Raw genomic sequence first — 15,161 nt, forward strand, 5'->3', positions numbered from 1 at the left:
TAGCGCAGGGATCGCTCAGGCGATGTCGAGGCCCTGCCAGCCATGCTCGCCGGCCAGCCGCTGCAGCAGCGCCGACAGGTTGCGGGCGAAGCCGGCCATGTCGAACAGTCCACTGTGGTCGCGTGCCTGGGCCACTTCGGCGCGCAGCGTGGCCAGCGCCGACGGGTCATTGCCCAGCGTACTGGCGGTGGCGATGAATGCCGCATCGTCGGCGACATTCATCCGTGCCAGCCCCAGATGGTGATTGAGGCTGCCGGCCACGCGCGCGGCGAAGGTGTCGCCGGGGCAGGTCAGTACCGGGCAGCCGGCCCACAGCGCATCGGAGGCGGTGGTGTGCGCGTTGTACGGATGCGTGTCGAGGAACAGGTCGGCCAGCGGATAGCGAGCCAGGTACTGCGGATGTGGCAGCTTGGCCATGAACACCAGGCGTGCCGGATCCAGGCCAGCGGCCTGTGCGGCGCTGCGCAGGCGCGCGTCGGCCTGGCCGGGACCGGACAGCAGCCACAGTACGCTGCCGGGTACCGCCTGCAGCACCGCGAAGGCGCGGCCCATGCTGCGTGGATTGAGCTTGTAGCTGTTGTTGAAGCAGCAGAACACCACGCCCTGTTCGGGCAGGCCGCACTCGGCCCGGGACGGTGCCGGTTCGAGCAAGCGGGTGTTGTCCGAGGGCTGGAACGCACGCGGCAGGCGCAGTACGCGCTCGCTGTAGTGGGGTTCCAGTGACGGCGGCAGAACGAAGCTGTCGCCGATCACCGCATCCATCCACGGCGCACCGGACGTGCCGGGATAGGCCAGCCAGTTCAACTGCAGCGGGGCAGGGCGCATCGCCAGCACTTCCGGCGTACCGCCGCCGCCCCAGCCGCGCAGGTCGAACAGCAGGTCGATGCCCTGTGCGCGGATGCGTGCAGCAGTGTCTGCATGGCGCAGCGCGGCCACATCATGCAGCTGCGTGGCCACCTGCAGGCGCTGGCGGATGCGGCTGCCGTCATCGTGGTTCAACGCGAACAGGTGCAGCTGCAACGCCGGGTCATGACGCAACTGCTCGAACAGGGCCACGGTCAACAATCCGGTGGGATGGGCGCCGAAACCATTGGAAAGGAAGCCGACCCGCAGCGGGCCCTGGGAACGCACCTTCACTGGCGGCAACGGCCGCACTGAAGCGGCAACGGCGGATGCACGGGCACGCGCGCAGGCCAACTGCTCGGCTGCGCTGGCATCTTCGCTGAGGAACGCGAACGGTTCGACCACGCCCTGCCCAGAGGCAAGTGCACCACGTACCTGTGCCGCCAGCGCGTCCACGTCCTGCCAGTCGCACAGGCGACGCTGCCAGGCCAGGCGCTGGGCGGCGATATAGGGTTCGCCCGGCATCAGTGCATGCGCACGGCGATAGGCTGCCGCCGCGCCTTCGGCATCATCGGCATCTTCCAGCGCATGGCCCAGCCACAGGGCAATGCCCGGGTGCTGCGGGGCCAACGCCGAGGCCTGGCCGAGCAGTTTCGCCGCATCGGCATGCGCGCCGGCCATCCAGGCCACGCGGCCCAGCCGCGCCAGCGCTTCAGGGTGGTTCGGGCGCAGCTGCAGTGCACGGCGCGCGGCCTGCTCGCCGGCGGCGATGTCGCCGGCTTCCAGTTCCAGGTCCGCCAGCATCACCCAGGCGACGAAGTCGCCCGGCTGGCGTGCAATCGCCTGTTGCAGGTGCTGCCGCTGCTGCCAGGCCGACATGCGACTCAGCCCGCCGACAACTGGGCCAGGGCGTCGACCTGGTGCTCGTGGCTGAGCCGCTGCAGCAGCGGGTCGAGGTCGCCGGCCAGCACGTTGGGCAGGTCGTACAGGGTCAGGCCTTCCACGCGGTGGTCGGTGATCCGGCCCTGCGGGAAGTTGTAGGTGCGGATGCGCTGGCTGCGGTCACCGCTGCCCACCTGCAGGCGCCGCGACTCGGCCTGCGCCGCGTCCTGGCGCTGGCGCTCGGCATCGAGCAGCTGTGCCTTCAGGCGCTTCATCGCCTTGTCGCGGTTGGCGTGCTGGCTGCGCTCGGTCTGGCATTCCACCACCACGCCGGTCGGCACGTGGGTGATGCGGATGGCCGATTCGGTCTTGTTGACGTGCTGGCCGCCGGCACCGGACGAACGGAACGTATCCACCTTCAGGTCGGCCGGGTTGATGACGATGTCATCGACCTCATCGGCCTCGGGAATGATCGCCACGGTGGCCGCCGAGGTATGGATGCGGCCCTGCGATTCGGTGGCCGGCACGCGCTGCACGCGGTGCGTGCCCGATTCGAACTTCAGGCGCGAGAACGCGCCACGCCCGACCACGCGCGCCACCACTTCCTTGTAGCCGCCATGCTCGCCCGGGCTGTCCGATTCGATCTCGACCTTCCAGCCCTGGCGCTCGGCGTAGCGGGCGTACATGCGGAACAGGTCGCCGGCAAAGATCGCGGCCTCGTCGCCGCCGGTACCGGCGCGCACTTCCAGGAACAGGTTGCCTTCGTCACGCGGGTCGCGCGGCACCAGCAGCAGCGCCAGCTCCTGCTCCAGTTCCTGCAGGCGCGCCTGTGCAGCAGCGATTTCCTCATCGGCCAGCTCGCGCAGGTCCGGGTCGGCGCGCATGCCTTCGGCGGCGGCCAGATCGGCCTTGGCACGGGCTTCATCGGCCAGGGCGATGGCGATCGGTTCAAGTTGGGCGAATTCGCGCGAAAGGTCGCGGAAACGAGTGTTGTCGGCGACCACATCGGGTTCGGCGAGCAGGCGTTCCAGTTCTTCGCGGCGCTCGGCCAGCGCTTCCAGCTTACGGCGCAGGGTCGGCGTCATCGGGTCTCACGGGTGGGTGGCGGTAACCCGGCGTGGCCGGGAACAGGCGCTCGGCGGCGCGGGTCAGGTCAGCATCGCCGCTCAGCGCGGCCGCGCGCAGCGCAGCAGTGGGCGGGTGCAGGAGTCGATTGGTCAGGCCGTGGGCCAGCAGTTCCAGCACTTCGTCGGCCGGCTTGCCGTTGGCCAGCTGCTGTCGCGCGCGCTCCAGCAGTTCGGTGCGGGTGGCTTCGCCGAACGCGCGCAGCTGTCGCAGCGGCGCCTGGTGGGCACTGGCCTGCTGGGTCTCGACGAAGCGCGACACCTGAAGGTCGATGATCGCTTCGGCCTCGGCGGCCGCTTCGCGGCGACCACGGCGGTTGTCTTCCACCGCGCGTTCGAGATCGTCCACGGTGTAGAGGAAGGCGTCGTTGAGCGTGCCGACCTCGGCCTCGATGTCGCGCGGTACGGCCAGGTCGAACAGCAGCATCGGCTTGTGCCGGCGCGCGCGCAGGGCCTTGGCCACCATTTCGCGATGGATCACCGGTTCGCGCGCAGCGGTGGCCGAGAACACCACGTCGGCCTCACCCAGGTGGCGGTCCAGTTCGGTCAGCGGCAGCGCCACGCCACCATGTCGGCTGGCCAGTTCCTGCGCGTGGGCGAGGGTGCGGTTGGCGATCAGCAGCCGGCGTACCTTGCCTTCGCTCAGGTGCCGTGCAGCCAGTTCGATGGTCTCGCCGGCACCGACCAGCAGTACGGTGGAACCGTCCAGCCGCGCGAACGCGTTCTGCGCCAGGCGCACCGCAGCCGACGCCACCGATACCGGGTTGGCGCCGACCTGGGTATCGGTGCGCGCACGCTTGGCCACCGAGAAGGTCTGCTGGAACAGGCGGTCCAGGCGTTGGCCGAGCAGGCCATGGTCGCGCGCGGTCGACCAGGCATCCTTCACCTGGCCGAGGATCTGCGGTTCACCCAGCACCATCGAGTCCAGCCCGGTGGCGACCCGGAACAGGTGACGTACGGCCTCGGCGTCGGCGTGCTGGTACAGGTAGCCCTGCAGGTCGCCGGCCTGGGTGTGCAGCCACTGGTCCAGCGCCTGTGCCGAATCGGCCACGGCGTACAGCTCGGTGCGGTTGCAGGTGGACAGCAGCACCGCCTCGGCGATCTGCGGAGTATCGCGCAGCGAACCGAGCGCGCGCCGCAACGCCTCACCGGCGAAGGCCGCGCGCTCGCGCAGCTCCACCGGTGCGGTCTGGTGATTCAGTCCGAGCACCCACAGGGTCATTGTTCAGTTGCTTGCGATAAGCTGCTGGCCATTGGACGACATTTTAAGGCCCCGATGCCGACGATGCCCGCATTGATTCGCATCCCCAGTGTTCTGCTGCTGTCCCTGGCCTGCAGCCAGGCCCTGGCGGCGGTGCCGGCCAAGGCCCCCGTACGGGCCCCGGCCACTGAGGAACTGGCGCTGGAACCGGTGATGGCCGGTGAGTTCGCCCTGCAGGCCGGCAAGCTGGCCGAGGCCGCGCGCTGGTACCTGCAGGCGGCCCAGCAGACCGACGGCGACGCCGGCCTGGCCGAGCGCGCGACCCGCATTTCCATGCTCGCCAACGATGATGCCAGCGCCGCCAAGGGCCTGGCCCTGTGGCAGCAGCGCGCCCCGCGTTCGTTGACCATGCGCAGTGCGGCCGGTGCGCTGGCCATGCGCCAGGGCGATGTGAAGGCGGCCCGCACCGAACTGCAGGGCCTGCTGGCCGACCCCGACGAGCGCGGCTGGAAGTTCGCCCTGGCCGCACTGATCGGTGGCGGCCGTGATCCGGCGGTGCCCGCGCAGGTGCTGGGTGAGCTGGTCGACGCCAATGCCATTCCGCCGAAGATCGAAGCCTGGCAGGAGTTTGGCCGCCTTGCCCTGCGCATGGAAAAGCCCGAGCTGGCCCGGCGCATGATCGATGAAGTGGTCAAGCGCTTCCCGGAAGAGCCACGTGTGGCGCTGCTGCGTGCCAGCCAGCTGCAGCAGGCGGGCGAGACCGGCAAGGCGTTGTCGCTGCTGCACGATGTGGAGCCGAAGACCCGCCAGGACCCGGAACTGCGCAATGCGGTGGCCATTGCCTATGACAGTCTCGGCCAGCCGTCCGCCGCCGAGCGCGTGCTGGCGTTCGGTCCGCAGGACGTGCAGACCTGGGGCATGCGCGCCTCGCTGCTGGCCAAGCAGGGCGACAAGGCCGCGCTGTCCAATCTCTACAACGAACTGTCGCGGCAGGCGGCCAAGCCGGACCCGGCGCAGCGCCTGCTGCTGGGCAAGATCGCCGAGTACCTGAAGCGTTATCCCGAGGCAGTGCAGTGGTACCACAGCGTGCCCGGTGGCGATGAGCTGAGCGAGGCGCGCCTGCGCGCGGCCAATGCCCAGGCCCTGGCCGGGCGCCTGCCGCTGGCGCTGGAAGAAGTGCATGCGATCCAGTCCGATGCGGTGGTCGACGACGACGTGCGCCGCGACGCCTACCTGCTGGAAGCCGAACTGCGCCAGCGCGCCGACGACAGCGCCGGTGAACTGGATGCGCTGGCCCGCGGCCTGGCCGCTTACCCGGATGACAACGGCCTGCTGTACGCCCGTGCGCTCACCTGGGAACGCCGCGACGACATCCCGCGCGCCGAGGCGGATCTGCGCAAGATCCTGGTGACCGAACCGGAGAACGTGCCGGCTTTGAACGCGCTGGGTTACACCCTGGCCGATCGCACCGGCCGCCTGCAGGAAGCACTGGAGCTGATCGACCGCGCCCGCGTGGCCGAACCGGACAACGCCGCCATCGTCGACAGCTACGGCTGGGTGCTGTATCGCCTGGGCCGCAAGGAAGAGGCACTGGTGCAGCTGCGCCGGGCCTGGACCCTGGCCAAGGACCCGGAGATCGCTTCGCACGTTGGCGAAGTGCTGTGGGTGCTGGGCAAGCACGATGAGGCCCGTCATTTCTTCGAGGAAGCGGCCAAGCTCGATCCTGAAAACCGCGCGCTGCTGCGCGCCCGCGAGAAATTCAATCCATGAGTGTTTCCCTGATCCGGCCGCTGCTGTTGGCGGCCGCGACCCTGGCGGTCAGCGCCTGCACCAGCGTGGGCACGCAGAAGACCCCGGCGCCGGCGGTGGTCGAGATCGTGTCCGCCGAAGCCGCGCAGGCCGAGGCCGCACGCGTGGCCGCGCTGCAGGCACGGCCGGACTGGGCCTTCCAGGGCCGGGTCGCGGTCAGCAAGGGCAAGGACGGTGGCAGCGGTCGCATCGACTGGAAGCAGGAAGGGCGCCGTTATGTGGTCGAGCTGAGCGCGCCGGTGACCCGGCAGAGCTGGAAGCTGACCGGCGATACCCATTCCGAAGCTGGCCGTCTGGAAGGGCTGGCCGGCGGTCCGCGTGACGGCGAGGATGCCCAGCAGCTGCTGCTGGAGGCGACTGGCTGGGACATTCCGGTCAACCAGCTGCCGGAGTGGATCCGCGGCCTGGTGGCCGGCGACGCCGCTGGCCCGGAGAAGGTCGAGCGCGACGGTGAAGGCCGGCCGCGTCGCATGCAGCAGATGGGCTGGCAGGTGCAGTACCTGGACTGGTACCCGGCCGAGGCCGGGCGCCCGGCGTTGCCGCGCCGGATCGAAGCCAGCAATGGCGACGCCAAGGTGCGCCTGCTGGTGGACCAGTGGGGGCAGGGTACGCCATGAGTGCCGGGCGCGACGACGCGGGCTGGTCCTGGTGGCCGGCCCCGGCCAAGCTGAACCTGTTCCTGCATATCACCGGCCGCCGCGCCGACGGTTACCACGAGCTGCAGACCGTGTTCCGCCTGCTGGACTGGGGCGACCGCATCGGCCTGCGCCTGCGTGAAGACGGCCAGGTGCGTCGGCAGGGCGAGGGCTTGGCTGGCGTGGCCGAGGCGGATGACCTGGCGGTGCGGGCCGCGCGCCTGCTCCAGGATGAGGCAAATGTCGCGCAAGGTGCGGACATCATCGTTGAAAAGCATGTATCTGCCGGTGGCGGCTTCGGCGGCGGTTCGTCCGATGCCGCCACCGTGCTGGTGGTGCTGAACCGCCTGTGGCGGGCCGGTCTGGACGAGGACGCGCTTGCCGCGCTGGGCCTCCGCCTGGGTGCGGACGTGCCGGTGTTCGTGCGCGGGCGCAATGCCTGGGCCGAAGGGGTGGGCGAGCGCCTGCAGCCGATCGTGCTGGAACCGGCCTGGTATGTGGTGGTTGAACCGGGCGTTCATGTTCCCACCCCGGCCCTGTTCGCAGACCCGGATTTGACGCGCGACAGCCCAGTGGCGAAAATAGAGGACTTCGCTTCCGGAACCCTGGTCGGGAACGCGTTCGAACCGGTGCTGCGCCGCCGTGAGCCTGCCGTCGAGGCAGCGTTCGCAGCGTTGAGCGACATCGGCACGGCGCGGCTGACCGGTTCGGGAAGTGGTTGTTTCGTCGAGTTCGCATCGCAGTCTGCCGCAGAGCAGGGACGATCGAAGTTGCCGAAGGAGTTGCGGGCAAGGGTGGCAGCGGGCGTTGCGCGTTCGCCACTGCTGGATGCACTCGAGCAACACTGATTTATCAATGCAGGGGCGTCGCCAAGAGGCCCAAGGCACCAGGTTTTGATCCTGGCATTCGTAGGTTCGAATCCTACCGCCCCTGCCAATAGCGGCTGTGTCCGCGCCTTCCAGCGCATCACCTGCGCGGGACGTGGAAACAACCGCGGTGTTGTCAGCAGCAAGGGTCCATCGGGTCCTTGCCGACTCCGGATCCCCGCCACTCGTCCCCGCCCGAGACAATCATGATGCAAGAGTCCCCGAACCTGCTGGTCTTTTCCGGCAACGCCAACAAACGTCTGGCGCAGAACATCTGCAAGGAACTGGGGGTTCGCCCGGGCAAGGCGCTGGTCTCGCACTTCTCCGATGGTGAAGTGCAGGTGGAAATCGAAGAGAACGTCCGCAAGCAGGACGTGTTCGTGATCCAGCCGACCTGCGCGCCGAGCGCGGAAAACCTGATGGAACTGCTGGTGCTGATCGACGCGCTCAAGCGCGCATCGGTGGCCAGCGTGACCGCCGTGGTGCCGTACTTCGGCTACTCGCGCCAGGATCGCCGCATGCGTTCCTCGCGCGTGCCGATCACCGCCAAGCTGGCGGCGAAGATGTTCAGCACCGCTGGCGCTGATCGCGTGCTGACCGTCGACCTGCACGCCGACCAGATCCAGGGCTTCTTCGATATTCCGGTGGACAACGTGTATGCGTCCCCGCTGCTGCTGGCCGACATCTGGCGCGCCTACGGCACCGAGAACCTGATCGTTGTGTCGCCGGACGTGGGCGGCGTGGTCCGCGCCCGTGCGGTCGCCAAGCGCCTGGATGACGCCGATCTGGCGATCATCGACAAGCGCCGCCCGCGCGCCAACGTCTCCACCGTGATGAACATCATCGGTGACGTCGAAGGCAAGACCTGCGTGATGGTCGATGACATCGTCGATACCGCCGGCACCCTGTGCGCCGCTGCCGCTGCCCTGAAGGCGCGCGGTGCGCTCAAGGTCGCCGCCTACTGCACCCACGCGGTGCTGTCGGGCCCGGCGGTGGACAACATCACCAATTCCCAGCTCGACGAGCTGGTGGTGACCGACACCATCCCGCTGAAGGACGCAGCGCGGGTGTGCAGCAAGATCCGCCAGCTGAGCGTGGCGGAAATGCTGGCCGAAACGATGCGCCGCATCGCCTTCGGCGAGTCGGTCAGCTCGCTGTACGTCGACTGAGTTTTTCGTCCCTGCCGGCAACGGCGGGGACATACCCCGGGTGCTTCTGGTCGCGGAAGCATCTTCAACCGCCACGCCGCAAGGCGCGGCAACAACCTGAGTAGTCGAAAATGTCGAAGACCCATGAAATCAAGGTCACCAAGCGTGAACTGCAGCGTAAGGGTGCGAGCCGCCGCCTGCGTCACGCTGGTGTGATCCCGGCCATCGTGTACGGCGGCAACGCCGAGCCGGTCGCCATCAGCCTGGACCACAACGAAATCTGGCTGGCCCAGCAGAACGAGTGGTTCTATGCCTCGATCCTGGACCTGAACCTGGACGGCCAGGTGCAGAAGGTCCTGCTGCGTGACATGCAGCGCCACCCGTACAAGCAGCTGATCATGCACCTGGACTTCCAGCGCGTGAATGAGAACGAAGCCCTGACCGCTTCGGTCCCGCTGCACTTCATCAACGAAGACACCTCGCCGGCCGGCAAGGCTGCCGACGTCGTGGTCACCCACGAACTGAAGGAAGTGACCATCACCTGCCTGCCGAAGGACCTGCCGGAGTCGATCGAAGTCGACCTGGGCGAGCTGAAGGCCGGTGACGTGGTGTACCTGTCCAACATCAAGCTGCCGAAAGGCGTGGAAATCCCGGCCCTGGCGCTGGGCAAGGACCACGACGACGCCATCGTCACCGCCAAGGCCGGCAAGGCCGACGCGGCTGACGAAGAAGCGGCTGCCGCCGAGTAATACCGCTACGGTGCCTGCCTCCGGGCAGGCACCGTATTGGAAGGAACCATGGCAGGACTGCGACTGATCGTCGGTCTGGGCAACCCCGGATCGGAACACGCCCGGACCCGGCACAATGCCGGGTTTCATTTCGTTGAGGCCCTGGCGGAAAAAGCCGGTGCCCGATGGAATGTGGACAGCAAGCTGTTCGGTGAGACCGCCAAGGTCGAGATCGCCGGGCAGACGGTGTGGCTGCTCAAGCCCGCCACCTTCATGAACCTCAGCGGCAAGTCGGTCACCGCCGCACAGCGGTTCTGGAAGATCGAGCCAGAAGAAACCCTGCTGGCCCACGACGAACTGGACCTGGCGCCCGGCGTGGCGCGGCTGAAGTTCGACGGTGGCCACGGTGGCCAGAACGGCCTGCGCGACACCATCCGCCTGCTCGGCCACGGAAAGTTCCATCGCCTGCGCGTGGGCATCGGCCACCCCGGCCACAAGGATCGCGTGGTGGGTTGGGTGCTTGGTCGCCCGTCGAAGGACGACGACGTGCTGATCGCGCGCGCCATCGATGATGCGATCGACGTGCTGCCGCTGGCGGTGCAGGGCGATTTCAGCGAAGCGATGAAGCGGCTGCACACTCCGCGCTGACCATGACCGACCCGCGTACTCCCTGCACCGTGTGTGGCGCCATGATCCTGCTGGCGACGGCGGCCCGGAACAATGGGCTCTGCATGCCGTGCCGGAATGGAACGCGGCAAAGCATGGAAATGGCGAGAACGCGGGATCGGGAGATTCGCGAAGAGCGGAAGCGCTTCGGAGAATCCGCAGAGGGGCGGCATTGGCATTGGTTGATCGAACAGGTCCACGGGAACGGTTGTGGATTTGCCGGATTGTCAGTGCAGGATCAGCGTTACTTTGCGATCAACGCGCTCATCAATGATGTCTATCGTGGAGGGCTTGATGCCTATTTCCTCAATTCTGCTGGCGCCTACATTGCTGAAGCGCTTGCAGGGCTTGGGGAGATGCAGCAGCTTGGCGTGCGAGACATCGTGCTCGCTGCCCAGCAGCTACTGTTTGGCAATGAGGCCATGGAAGATCATCATGCGCAAAGACGCCTGCAGATCTATCGTGCTGACGGGTGGCTCGACGATGAAGTCGAAACAGCACTTGATGCGCTGGATGGGCGATTCTATGCACTGGTCGACGAGGGCCAGCTTGAAGAACTGCTGAAAGCGTACGCAGAACGTCACAGGTTGTACGCCGCGTTCTAGCGCGGGCTACTGGAAGGACGATTGGGGATTGAAGGCATGCCCGCAGGCGAGCCTTGAATCCCGAATCATCCACTTACACTCAAACCCGGATTCAACCCATGGGTATCAAATGCGGCATCGTCGGCCTGCCCAACGTCGGCAAGTCGACCCTGTTCAATGCGCTGACCAAGGCGGGTATCGCCGCGGCGAACTTCCCGTTCTGCACCATCGAACCGAACGTCGGCATCGTGCCGGTGCCGGATCCGCGCCTGAACGAGCTGGCAGCGATCATCAACCCGCAGAAGGTCATCCCGACCGCGGTCGAATTCGTCGACATTGCCGGCCTGGTTGCCGGTGCCGCCAGCGGTGAAGGCCTGGGCAACAAGTTCCTGGCGCACATCCGTGAAGTCGATGCGATCACCCACGTGGTGCGCTGCTTCGAGAACGCCGACGTCATCCACGTCAACAACAAGGTCGACCCGATCTCGGACATCGAAACCATCGATACCGAGCTGGCGCTGGCCGACCTGGACAGCGTCGAGAAGGCGCTGAACCGCGCCGAGCGTGCGGCCAAGGGGGGTGACAAGGACGCCGCGGCGCGCAAGCCGGTGCTGGCCAAGCTGCAGGCGGCGCTGTCCGACGGCAAGTCCGGCCGTTCGGTGGGCCTGGATGAGGAAGAGAAGGCGCTGGTACGCGATCTGTTCCTGCTGACCCTGAAGCCGGTGATGTACATCGCCAACGTGCTGGAAGACGGTTTCGACAACAACCCGCACCTGGAAGCCGTGCGTGCGCATGCTGCCGCCGAAGGCGCGCAGGTGGTGCCGGTGTCGGCCGCGATCGAAGAAGAGCTGTCCCAGCTCGATGACGAAGACCGCGATACCTTCCTGGCCGATCTGGGCCTGAGCGAGCCGGGCCTGAACCGCGTGATCAACGCGGCCTACAGCCTGCTCGGCCTGCAGACCTACTTCACCGCTGGCGTGAAGGAAGTCCGTGCGTGGACCGTGCGCAAGGGCGCCACCGCCCCGCAGGCCGCCGCGGTCATCCACACCGACTTCGAGAAGGGCTTCATCCGCGCTGAAACCATCGCGTATGACGACTTCATCAAGTACAAGGGCGAAGCCGGCGCCAAGGAAGCCGGTCGCCTGCGCCTGGAAGGCAAGGAATACCGCGTGCAGGAAGGCGACGTGCTGCACTTCCGCTTCAACGTCTGATCCAGCGGCATCGGATCGACCCAGGACGCCCCGCCTTGTGCGGGGCGTTCGCGTTTCTGGTGATGGACAAAAAAGCACCAGGCTGCGAAACGCTTGCGGTGCGACGTTTGCCGGCACTTGTCCACAGCAAACTCCCATCGCTTTCCACGCCGGATGTGGAAAACCGTGGGGGCGGATCCCTTTCCACGGGAAAGGGCTCCGACCCCGATCAGTGCAGTCGGACCGTGGACAGAATTTCACCACGCTTCGAAACGCCTGCGCTGCAATGCTCGCGCCCACTTGTCCACACCAAGTTCCCATCGCTCTCCACGTCCGGTGTGGAAAACAATCGAAGGACATGGACAAAAAATCACCACGTCCGGAAACGCCCGCACTGCAAGCCTCGCGGCCACTTGTCCACACCAAGTTCCCATCGCTTTCCACGCGCGGTGTGGAAAACCCGCGTGGCCCGCTCTGGTAGTCGCCCACCTTGGTGGGCGCGTGGCAGATCAGTGCCCACCAAGGTGGGCATCTACCAGAGCCAGGTTCCCAAACAACAAGGCCCGCCAATGGCGGGCCCTGTCGTCCACGTTCTGCAATGCGGCGTGCCTTACAGCGCGCTGCCACCGAACTTGTGGGTGTACTGCAGGTTGATGGTGCGGCCGACGCTGTCGAACCAGGACACGTCGTAGTACGGATACGCGGTGTACGTGGCGTCCTTCGGCGGCATCTTGTTGAACACGTTGACCACCGACAGCGACAGGCGCGAGTGGTCGTCGAAGCGGTACTGCAGCGACGCGTTGTAGCGGTAGGTTGCCTTGATGTACGGGCTGTCACCGCTGTCCCACTTGAATACCTGGTCGTAGCTGTCCGAGGTCGGCAGCTTGCCCAGGCGCGAACCATAGACCGTGGCCGACCACGCGTCCTTCTCCCAGGTCACGCTCAGGCTGGTCTTGGTACGCGGGATGTCGAAGTTGCTGTTGACCGCGAACTGGTCCTGGATCGGATCACCGGGGTAGCGCTGGAAATCGTGCTTCTTCACCCAGGTGTGGGTGCCGTTGAGGATGAAGTCGCCGATGCCGGTCTGCAGGCGGTAGCGCAGGCCAATGTCGATGCCGGAGGTGGATTCGCGGGCGACGTTGATCGGGGCGACACGCACGCCGTACAGGCGGCCATCACTGGTGCGGGTGATGCGGTCGAGCGCGTCCACGCAGGTCGGCGAGTTGATGTCGGCACTGCCGAGGCGGCAGTTCGCTTCGCTGGCCAGGATCGTGCGCACGTCCATGTCCTGCACCTGCTTGCGCATGTCGATGTCGAACCAGTCCACCGACAGGTCCAGGCCGATCGCCGGCGACCAGACGAAGCCGGCACTCCACGAGGTGCTGGTTTCCGGGTCGAGCTGGCGATTGCCGGTGCGGCTGCGGATGATACTGACGTCTTCGTCGCATTCGGTGCCATTGGCGCGACAGTCGTACAGATCCACTACGTCAGTCTCGTCGTTGCCCGGGCCGGCGAACACGTAGTGCAGGTCCGGTGCGCGGAACGCAGTGCCATACGAACCGCGTACCAGCAGCGTGTCGATCGGGCGCCATTCCAGGCCACCGCTCCAGGTCGCCTTGCCGATGGTGTGGCCGGAATAGCGGTACTGGTCGTAGCGGCCGGCCACGCTCAGGTTGACCGTCTCGTGCAGCGGCATGCGCAGCTCCGCAGCGGTCGCCCAGCGGTTGCGCGAGCCCTTGCCGTCCGAATCCTTCCAGCTGTAGTAGTAGTACTGGGTCGCCAGCGGATCGGGGTTCAGCGAGTACGCCTGCTGGCCCACTTCCACGGTCGCGGCGAAGCCGGCATCACCGCCCGGCAGGCCGAGCAGCGCGGAATTGGTCAGCGTGAACGCAGCCGTCTCGGTGCGCGACTTCGGGGTGTAGGTGGTGCGCGCCGCGATCGAATCGTACTCGGCGCGGGTCAGCGGCCGGTACAGGCGCGACGGGTCGGCGTTGTAGATCGGGAAGCCGTCGTCGTCCACGCCCAGCTGCGGGCCCAGGAACAGGTCATTGGCTTTGGCGGCGATGATCTGTGCCCAGCTGATCCGCGACTGGTACTGCGAATGGCTCAGGGCCGCTTCGTAGTCCCAGTTGCCGGCCAGGTTGCCCTTGAAGCCGGTGGTCACGCTGAAGGTCTTCTGCGTGCTGCGCACCATTGCATTGCGCAGGCCACCCATCTCCTCGGGCGAGAACTGGCGCTGCCAGAACTCGATCTCGCCGGTGGCCTGGTTGTTGAAATAGCCCGACTCATCGCCGTTGGCGTCCATGCGGCCCCACTTGGTGACGTCGCGCATCAGCGACATCGTGTGGTAGCCCAGCTGCACATCGGCGAACCACTGCTGGCCGTTGTCGAAGTCGTAGCTCAGCGAGGCGTAGCCATTGGCGCCGCGGCGCTTGCTGAGGATGGTGCCGTAGCCGATCGAGCTGTCGCTGCCGCAGTAGTAACCGTAGCGCGGGCGGTAGGCGCGGTAGGTGCTGCCCTGGTTCTGCCCGGCCAGCGCTTCGCAGGTGACCGCGCCCGGATCCAGGTAGTCGTCGTTGTAGTCCGTGCGCAGGTAAGCGCGGCGTGCGATGCGTGAGCCCTCGGTGGGGCCGTCCTGGGTCGAATCCTGGATGTCGCGCTCGTACGCCCACAGCGGGGTCTGCGACTGCAGTTCAACGCTGTATACGGCGTTGAAGTTGCCACGGCTGAAGCCACTGGCCAGGCTCATGTCGAACGACTCGCCACCGCCTTCGCTGGTGGTGCCCATGCGCATGTCGACGGTGGTGCCGTCGGCCTTCTTCTTCAGGATGAAGTTGACCACGCCGGCGATCGCGTCCGAACCGTAGATGGCCGAGGCACTGCCGGTCAGCACTTCGATGCGCTCGATCATGCCCAGCGGGATGTTGGAGACATCGGTGAAGTTGCTGCGGCCCTTGAACGGCATCGGGAAGTCGGCGATGCGGCGGCCATTGACCAGCACCAGCGTGTGATTCGGGCCCAGCCCGCGCAGGTCCACCTGCTGGGCGCCCGGCGAGAAGTCGGCGCCGCTGGACGACTGCTGGCTCTGCGTCTCACCGCCGTTCTGGGTCATCGAGCGCAGCACGTCGGGCACGCTGGTGAAGCCGCTGGAGCGGATCTGCTCGGCGCTGATCACCGTGATCGGGGCGGGGCCTTCCACCTGGGCGCGCGGAATGCGCGAACCGGTGACCTGCACCGCATCCAGTTGTTGAACCGAAGAGGAAGCCGGTGCCTGGGCCGCCGCGGAAGCAGCCACGCCCATCAACGCCAGCTGGATCGACCACGCCATCGCCTTTCTACGCATGAGGAATTCTCGGAAATGAAGCCGGCCCGCAGAGGAGGGGCCCTGTCCCCCATTCAGATTTCCGGAATGGGCGCGCGCATTTAACGCCTTTTTCATGCCCTTGACTACTGGGTCCCTATCTGGCAAAGAGTGAAAACGCTTG

12 protein-coding genes and 1 tRNA gene are annotated in these 15,161 nt (G+C 66.7%); 9 read left to right on the forward strand and 4 right to left on the reverse strand.

Going from position 1 to position 15,161, the window contains the following annotated elements; genetic code table 11:
- Positions 1–15: 15 nt before the first annotated feature.
- From ACZK33_RS03785 to hemA, 3 genes are read right to left on the reverse strand one after another with little or no spacing between them, the layout of a single operon-like run.
- The gene (locus ACZK33_RS03785) at positions 16–1,722 is read right to left on the reverse strand and encodes an O-linked N-acetylglucosamine transferase, SPINDLY family protein (protein WP_423175665.1); all 1,707 of its coding nucleotides are present in this window, start codon (positions 1,720–1,722) and stop codon (positions 16–18) included.
- Between the two features lie 5 nt (positions 1,723–1,727).
- Positions 1,728–2,810 (reverse strand): peptide chain release factor 1, encoded by a 1,083-nt coding sequence (gene prfA, locus ACZK33_RS03790; RefSeq protein WP_010481754.1) that lies wholly within the window; start codon positions 2,808–2,810, stop codon positions 1,728–1,730.
- Positions 2,788–4,071: a glutamyl-tRNA reductase gene (hemA, locus tag ACZK33_RS03795; RefSeq protein WP_423175667.1), complete on the reverse strand. Its 1,284-nt coding sequence runs from the start codon at positions 4,069–4,071 to the stop codon at positions 2,788–2,790. The genes prfA and hemA overlap by 23 nt, the downstream gene beginning before the upstream one ends.
- A 63-nt stretch (positions 4,072–4,134) precedes the next feature.
- Here hemA and ACZK33_RS03800 point away from each other — a divergent pair, with 63 nt between their 5' ends.
- The 9 genes from ACZK33_RS03800 (at position 4,135) to ychF (ending at position 11,697) form a co-directional block, all read left to right on the forward strand.
- Entirely contained in the window at positions 4,135–5,820 is a 1,686-nt protein-coding gene (locus ACZK33_RS03800) for a tetratricopeptide repeat protein (RefSeq protein ID WP_195763241.1), read from the forward strand.
- Positions 5,817–6,476: a lipoprotein insertase outer membrane protein LolB gene (gene lolB, locus ACZK33_RS03805; RefSeq protein WP_423175669.1), complete on the forward strand. Its 660-nt coding sequence runs from the start codon at positions 5,817–5,819 to the stop codon at positions 6,474–6,476. Before ACZK33_RS03800 ends, lolB begins: the two co-directional genes overlap by 4 nt.
- On the forward strand, positions 6,473–7,342 hold the full coding sequence (ispE, locus tag ACZK33_RS03810; RefSeq protein WP_423175671.1) for a 4-(cytidine 5'-diphospho)-2-C-methyl-D-erythritol kinase: 870 nt from the start codon (positions 6,473–6,475) through the stop codon (positions 7,340–7,342). Before lolB ends, ispE begins: the two co-directional genes overlap by 4 nt.
- A gap of 11 nt (positions 7,343–7,353) precedes the next feature.
- A tRNA-Gln gene (locus tag ACZK33_RS03815) sits at positions 7,354–7,430 on the forward strand.
- A gap of 139 nt (positions 7,431–7,569) precedes the next feature.
- Positions 7,570–8,529: a ribose-phosphate diphosphokinase gene (locus tag ACZK33_RS03820; RefSeq protein WP_005415400.1), complete on the forward strand. Its 960-nt coding sequence runs from the start codon at positions 7,570–7,572 to the stop codon at positions 8,527–8,529.
- A gap of 110 nt (positions 8,530–8,639) precedes the next feature.
- Positions 8,640–9,257, forward strand: coding sequence for a 50S ribosomal protein L25/general stress protein Ctc (locus ACZK33_RS03825; protein WP_014036085.1), 618 nt, complete (start codon positions 8,640–8,642; stop codon positions 9,255–9,257).
- A 48-nt stretch (positions 9,258–9,305) separates the two neighbouring features.
- Positions 9,306–9,884: an aminoacyl-tRNA hydrolase gene (gene pth / locus ACZK33_RS03830; protein WP_125895169.1), complete on the forward strand. Its 579-nt coding sequence runs from the start codon at positions 9,306–9,308 to the stop codon at positions 9,882–9,884.
- Positions 9,885–9,925: 41 nt separating this feature from the next.
- A complete protein-coding gene (locus ACZK33_RS03835; RefSeq protein WP_232528226.1) occupies positions 9,926–10,507 on the forward strand; it encodes a DMP19 family protein in 582 nt (193 codons plus the stop codon).
- 98 nt (positions 10,508–10,605) lie between these two features.
- The gene (gene ychF, locus ACZK33_RS03840; protein ID WP_049422893.1) at positions 10,606–11,697 is read left to right on the forward strand and encodes a redox-regulated ATPase YchF; all 1,092 of its coding nucleotides are present in this window, start codon (positions 10,606–10,608) and stop codon (positions 11,695–11,697) included.
- Between the two features lie 589 nt (positions 11,698–12,286).
- Here the strand turns inward: ychF and ACZK33_RS03845 are convergent.
- Positions 12,287–15,019, reverse strand: coding sequence for a TonB-dependent receptor plug domain-containing protein (locus tag ACZK33_RS03845; protein WP_423175672.1), 2,733 nt, complete (start codon positions 15,017–15,019; stop codon positions 12,287–12,289).
- Positions 15,020–15,161: the final 142 nt, after the last annotated feature.

The organism is Stenotrophomonas sp. 86156_Sma (assembly GCF_056481625.1).

What these genes read in the sequence shown, in the direction of transcription:
- ACZK33_RS03785 (WP_423175665.1), bottom strand. Translation starts at nt 1,722, where the DNA reads ATGTCGGCCTGGCAGCAGCGGCAGCACCTGCAACAGGCGATTGCACGC.
- prfA (WP_010481754.1), bottom strand. Translation starts at nt 2,810, where the DNA reads ATGACGCCGACCCTGCGCCGTAAGCTGGAAGCGCTGGCCGAGCGCCGC.
- hemA (WP_423175667.1), bottom strand. Translation starts at nt 4,071, where the DNA reads ATGACCCTGTGGGTGCTCGGACTGAATCACCAGACCGCACCGGTGGAG.
- ACZK33_RS03800 (WP_195763241.1), top strand. Translation starts at nt 4,135, where the DNA reads ATGCCCGCATTGATTCGCATCCCCAGTGTTCTGCTGCTGTCCCTGGCC.
- lolB (WP_423175669.1), top strand. Translation starts at nt 5,817, where the DNA reads ATGAGTGTTTCCCTGATCCGGCCGCTGCTGTTGGCGGCCGCGACCCTG.
- ispE (WP_423175671.1), top strand. Translation starts at nt 6,473, where the DNA reads ATGAGTGCCGGGCGCGACGACGCGGGCTGGTCCTGGTGGCCGGCCCCG.
- ACZK33_RS03820 (WP_005415400.1), top strand. Translation starts at nt 7,570, where the DNA reads ATGCAAGAGTCCCCGAACCTGCTGGTCTTTTCCGGCAACGCCAACAAA.
- ACZK33_RS03825 (WP_014036085.1), top strand. Translation starts at nt 8,640, where the DNA reads ATGTCGAAGACCCATGAAATCAAGGTCACCAAGCGTGAACTGCAGCGT.
- pth (WP_125895169.1), top strand. Translation starts at nt 9,306, where the DNA reads ATGGCAGGACTGCGACTGATCGTCGGTCTGGGCAACCCCGGATCGGAA.
- ACZK33_RS03835 (WP_232528226.1), top strand. Translation starts at nt 9,926, where the DNA reads ATGATCCTGCTGGCGACGGCGGCCCGGAACAATGGGCTCTGCATGCCG.
- ychF (WP_049422893.1), top strand. Translation starts at nt 10,606, where the DNA reads ATGGGTATCAAATGCGGCATCGTCGGCCTGCCCAACGTCGGCAAGTCG.
- ACZK33_RS03845 (WP_423175672.1), bottom strand. Translation starts at nt 15,019, where the DNA reads ATGCGTAGAAAGGCGATGGCGTGGTCGATCCAGCTGGCGTTGATGGGC.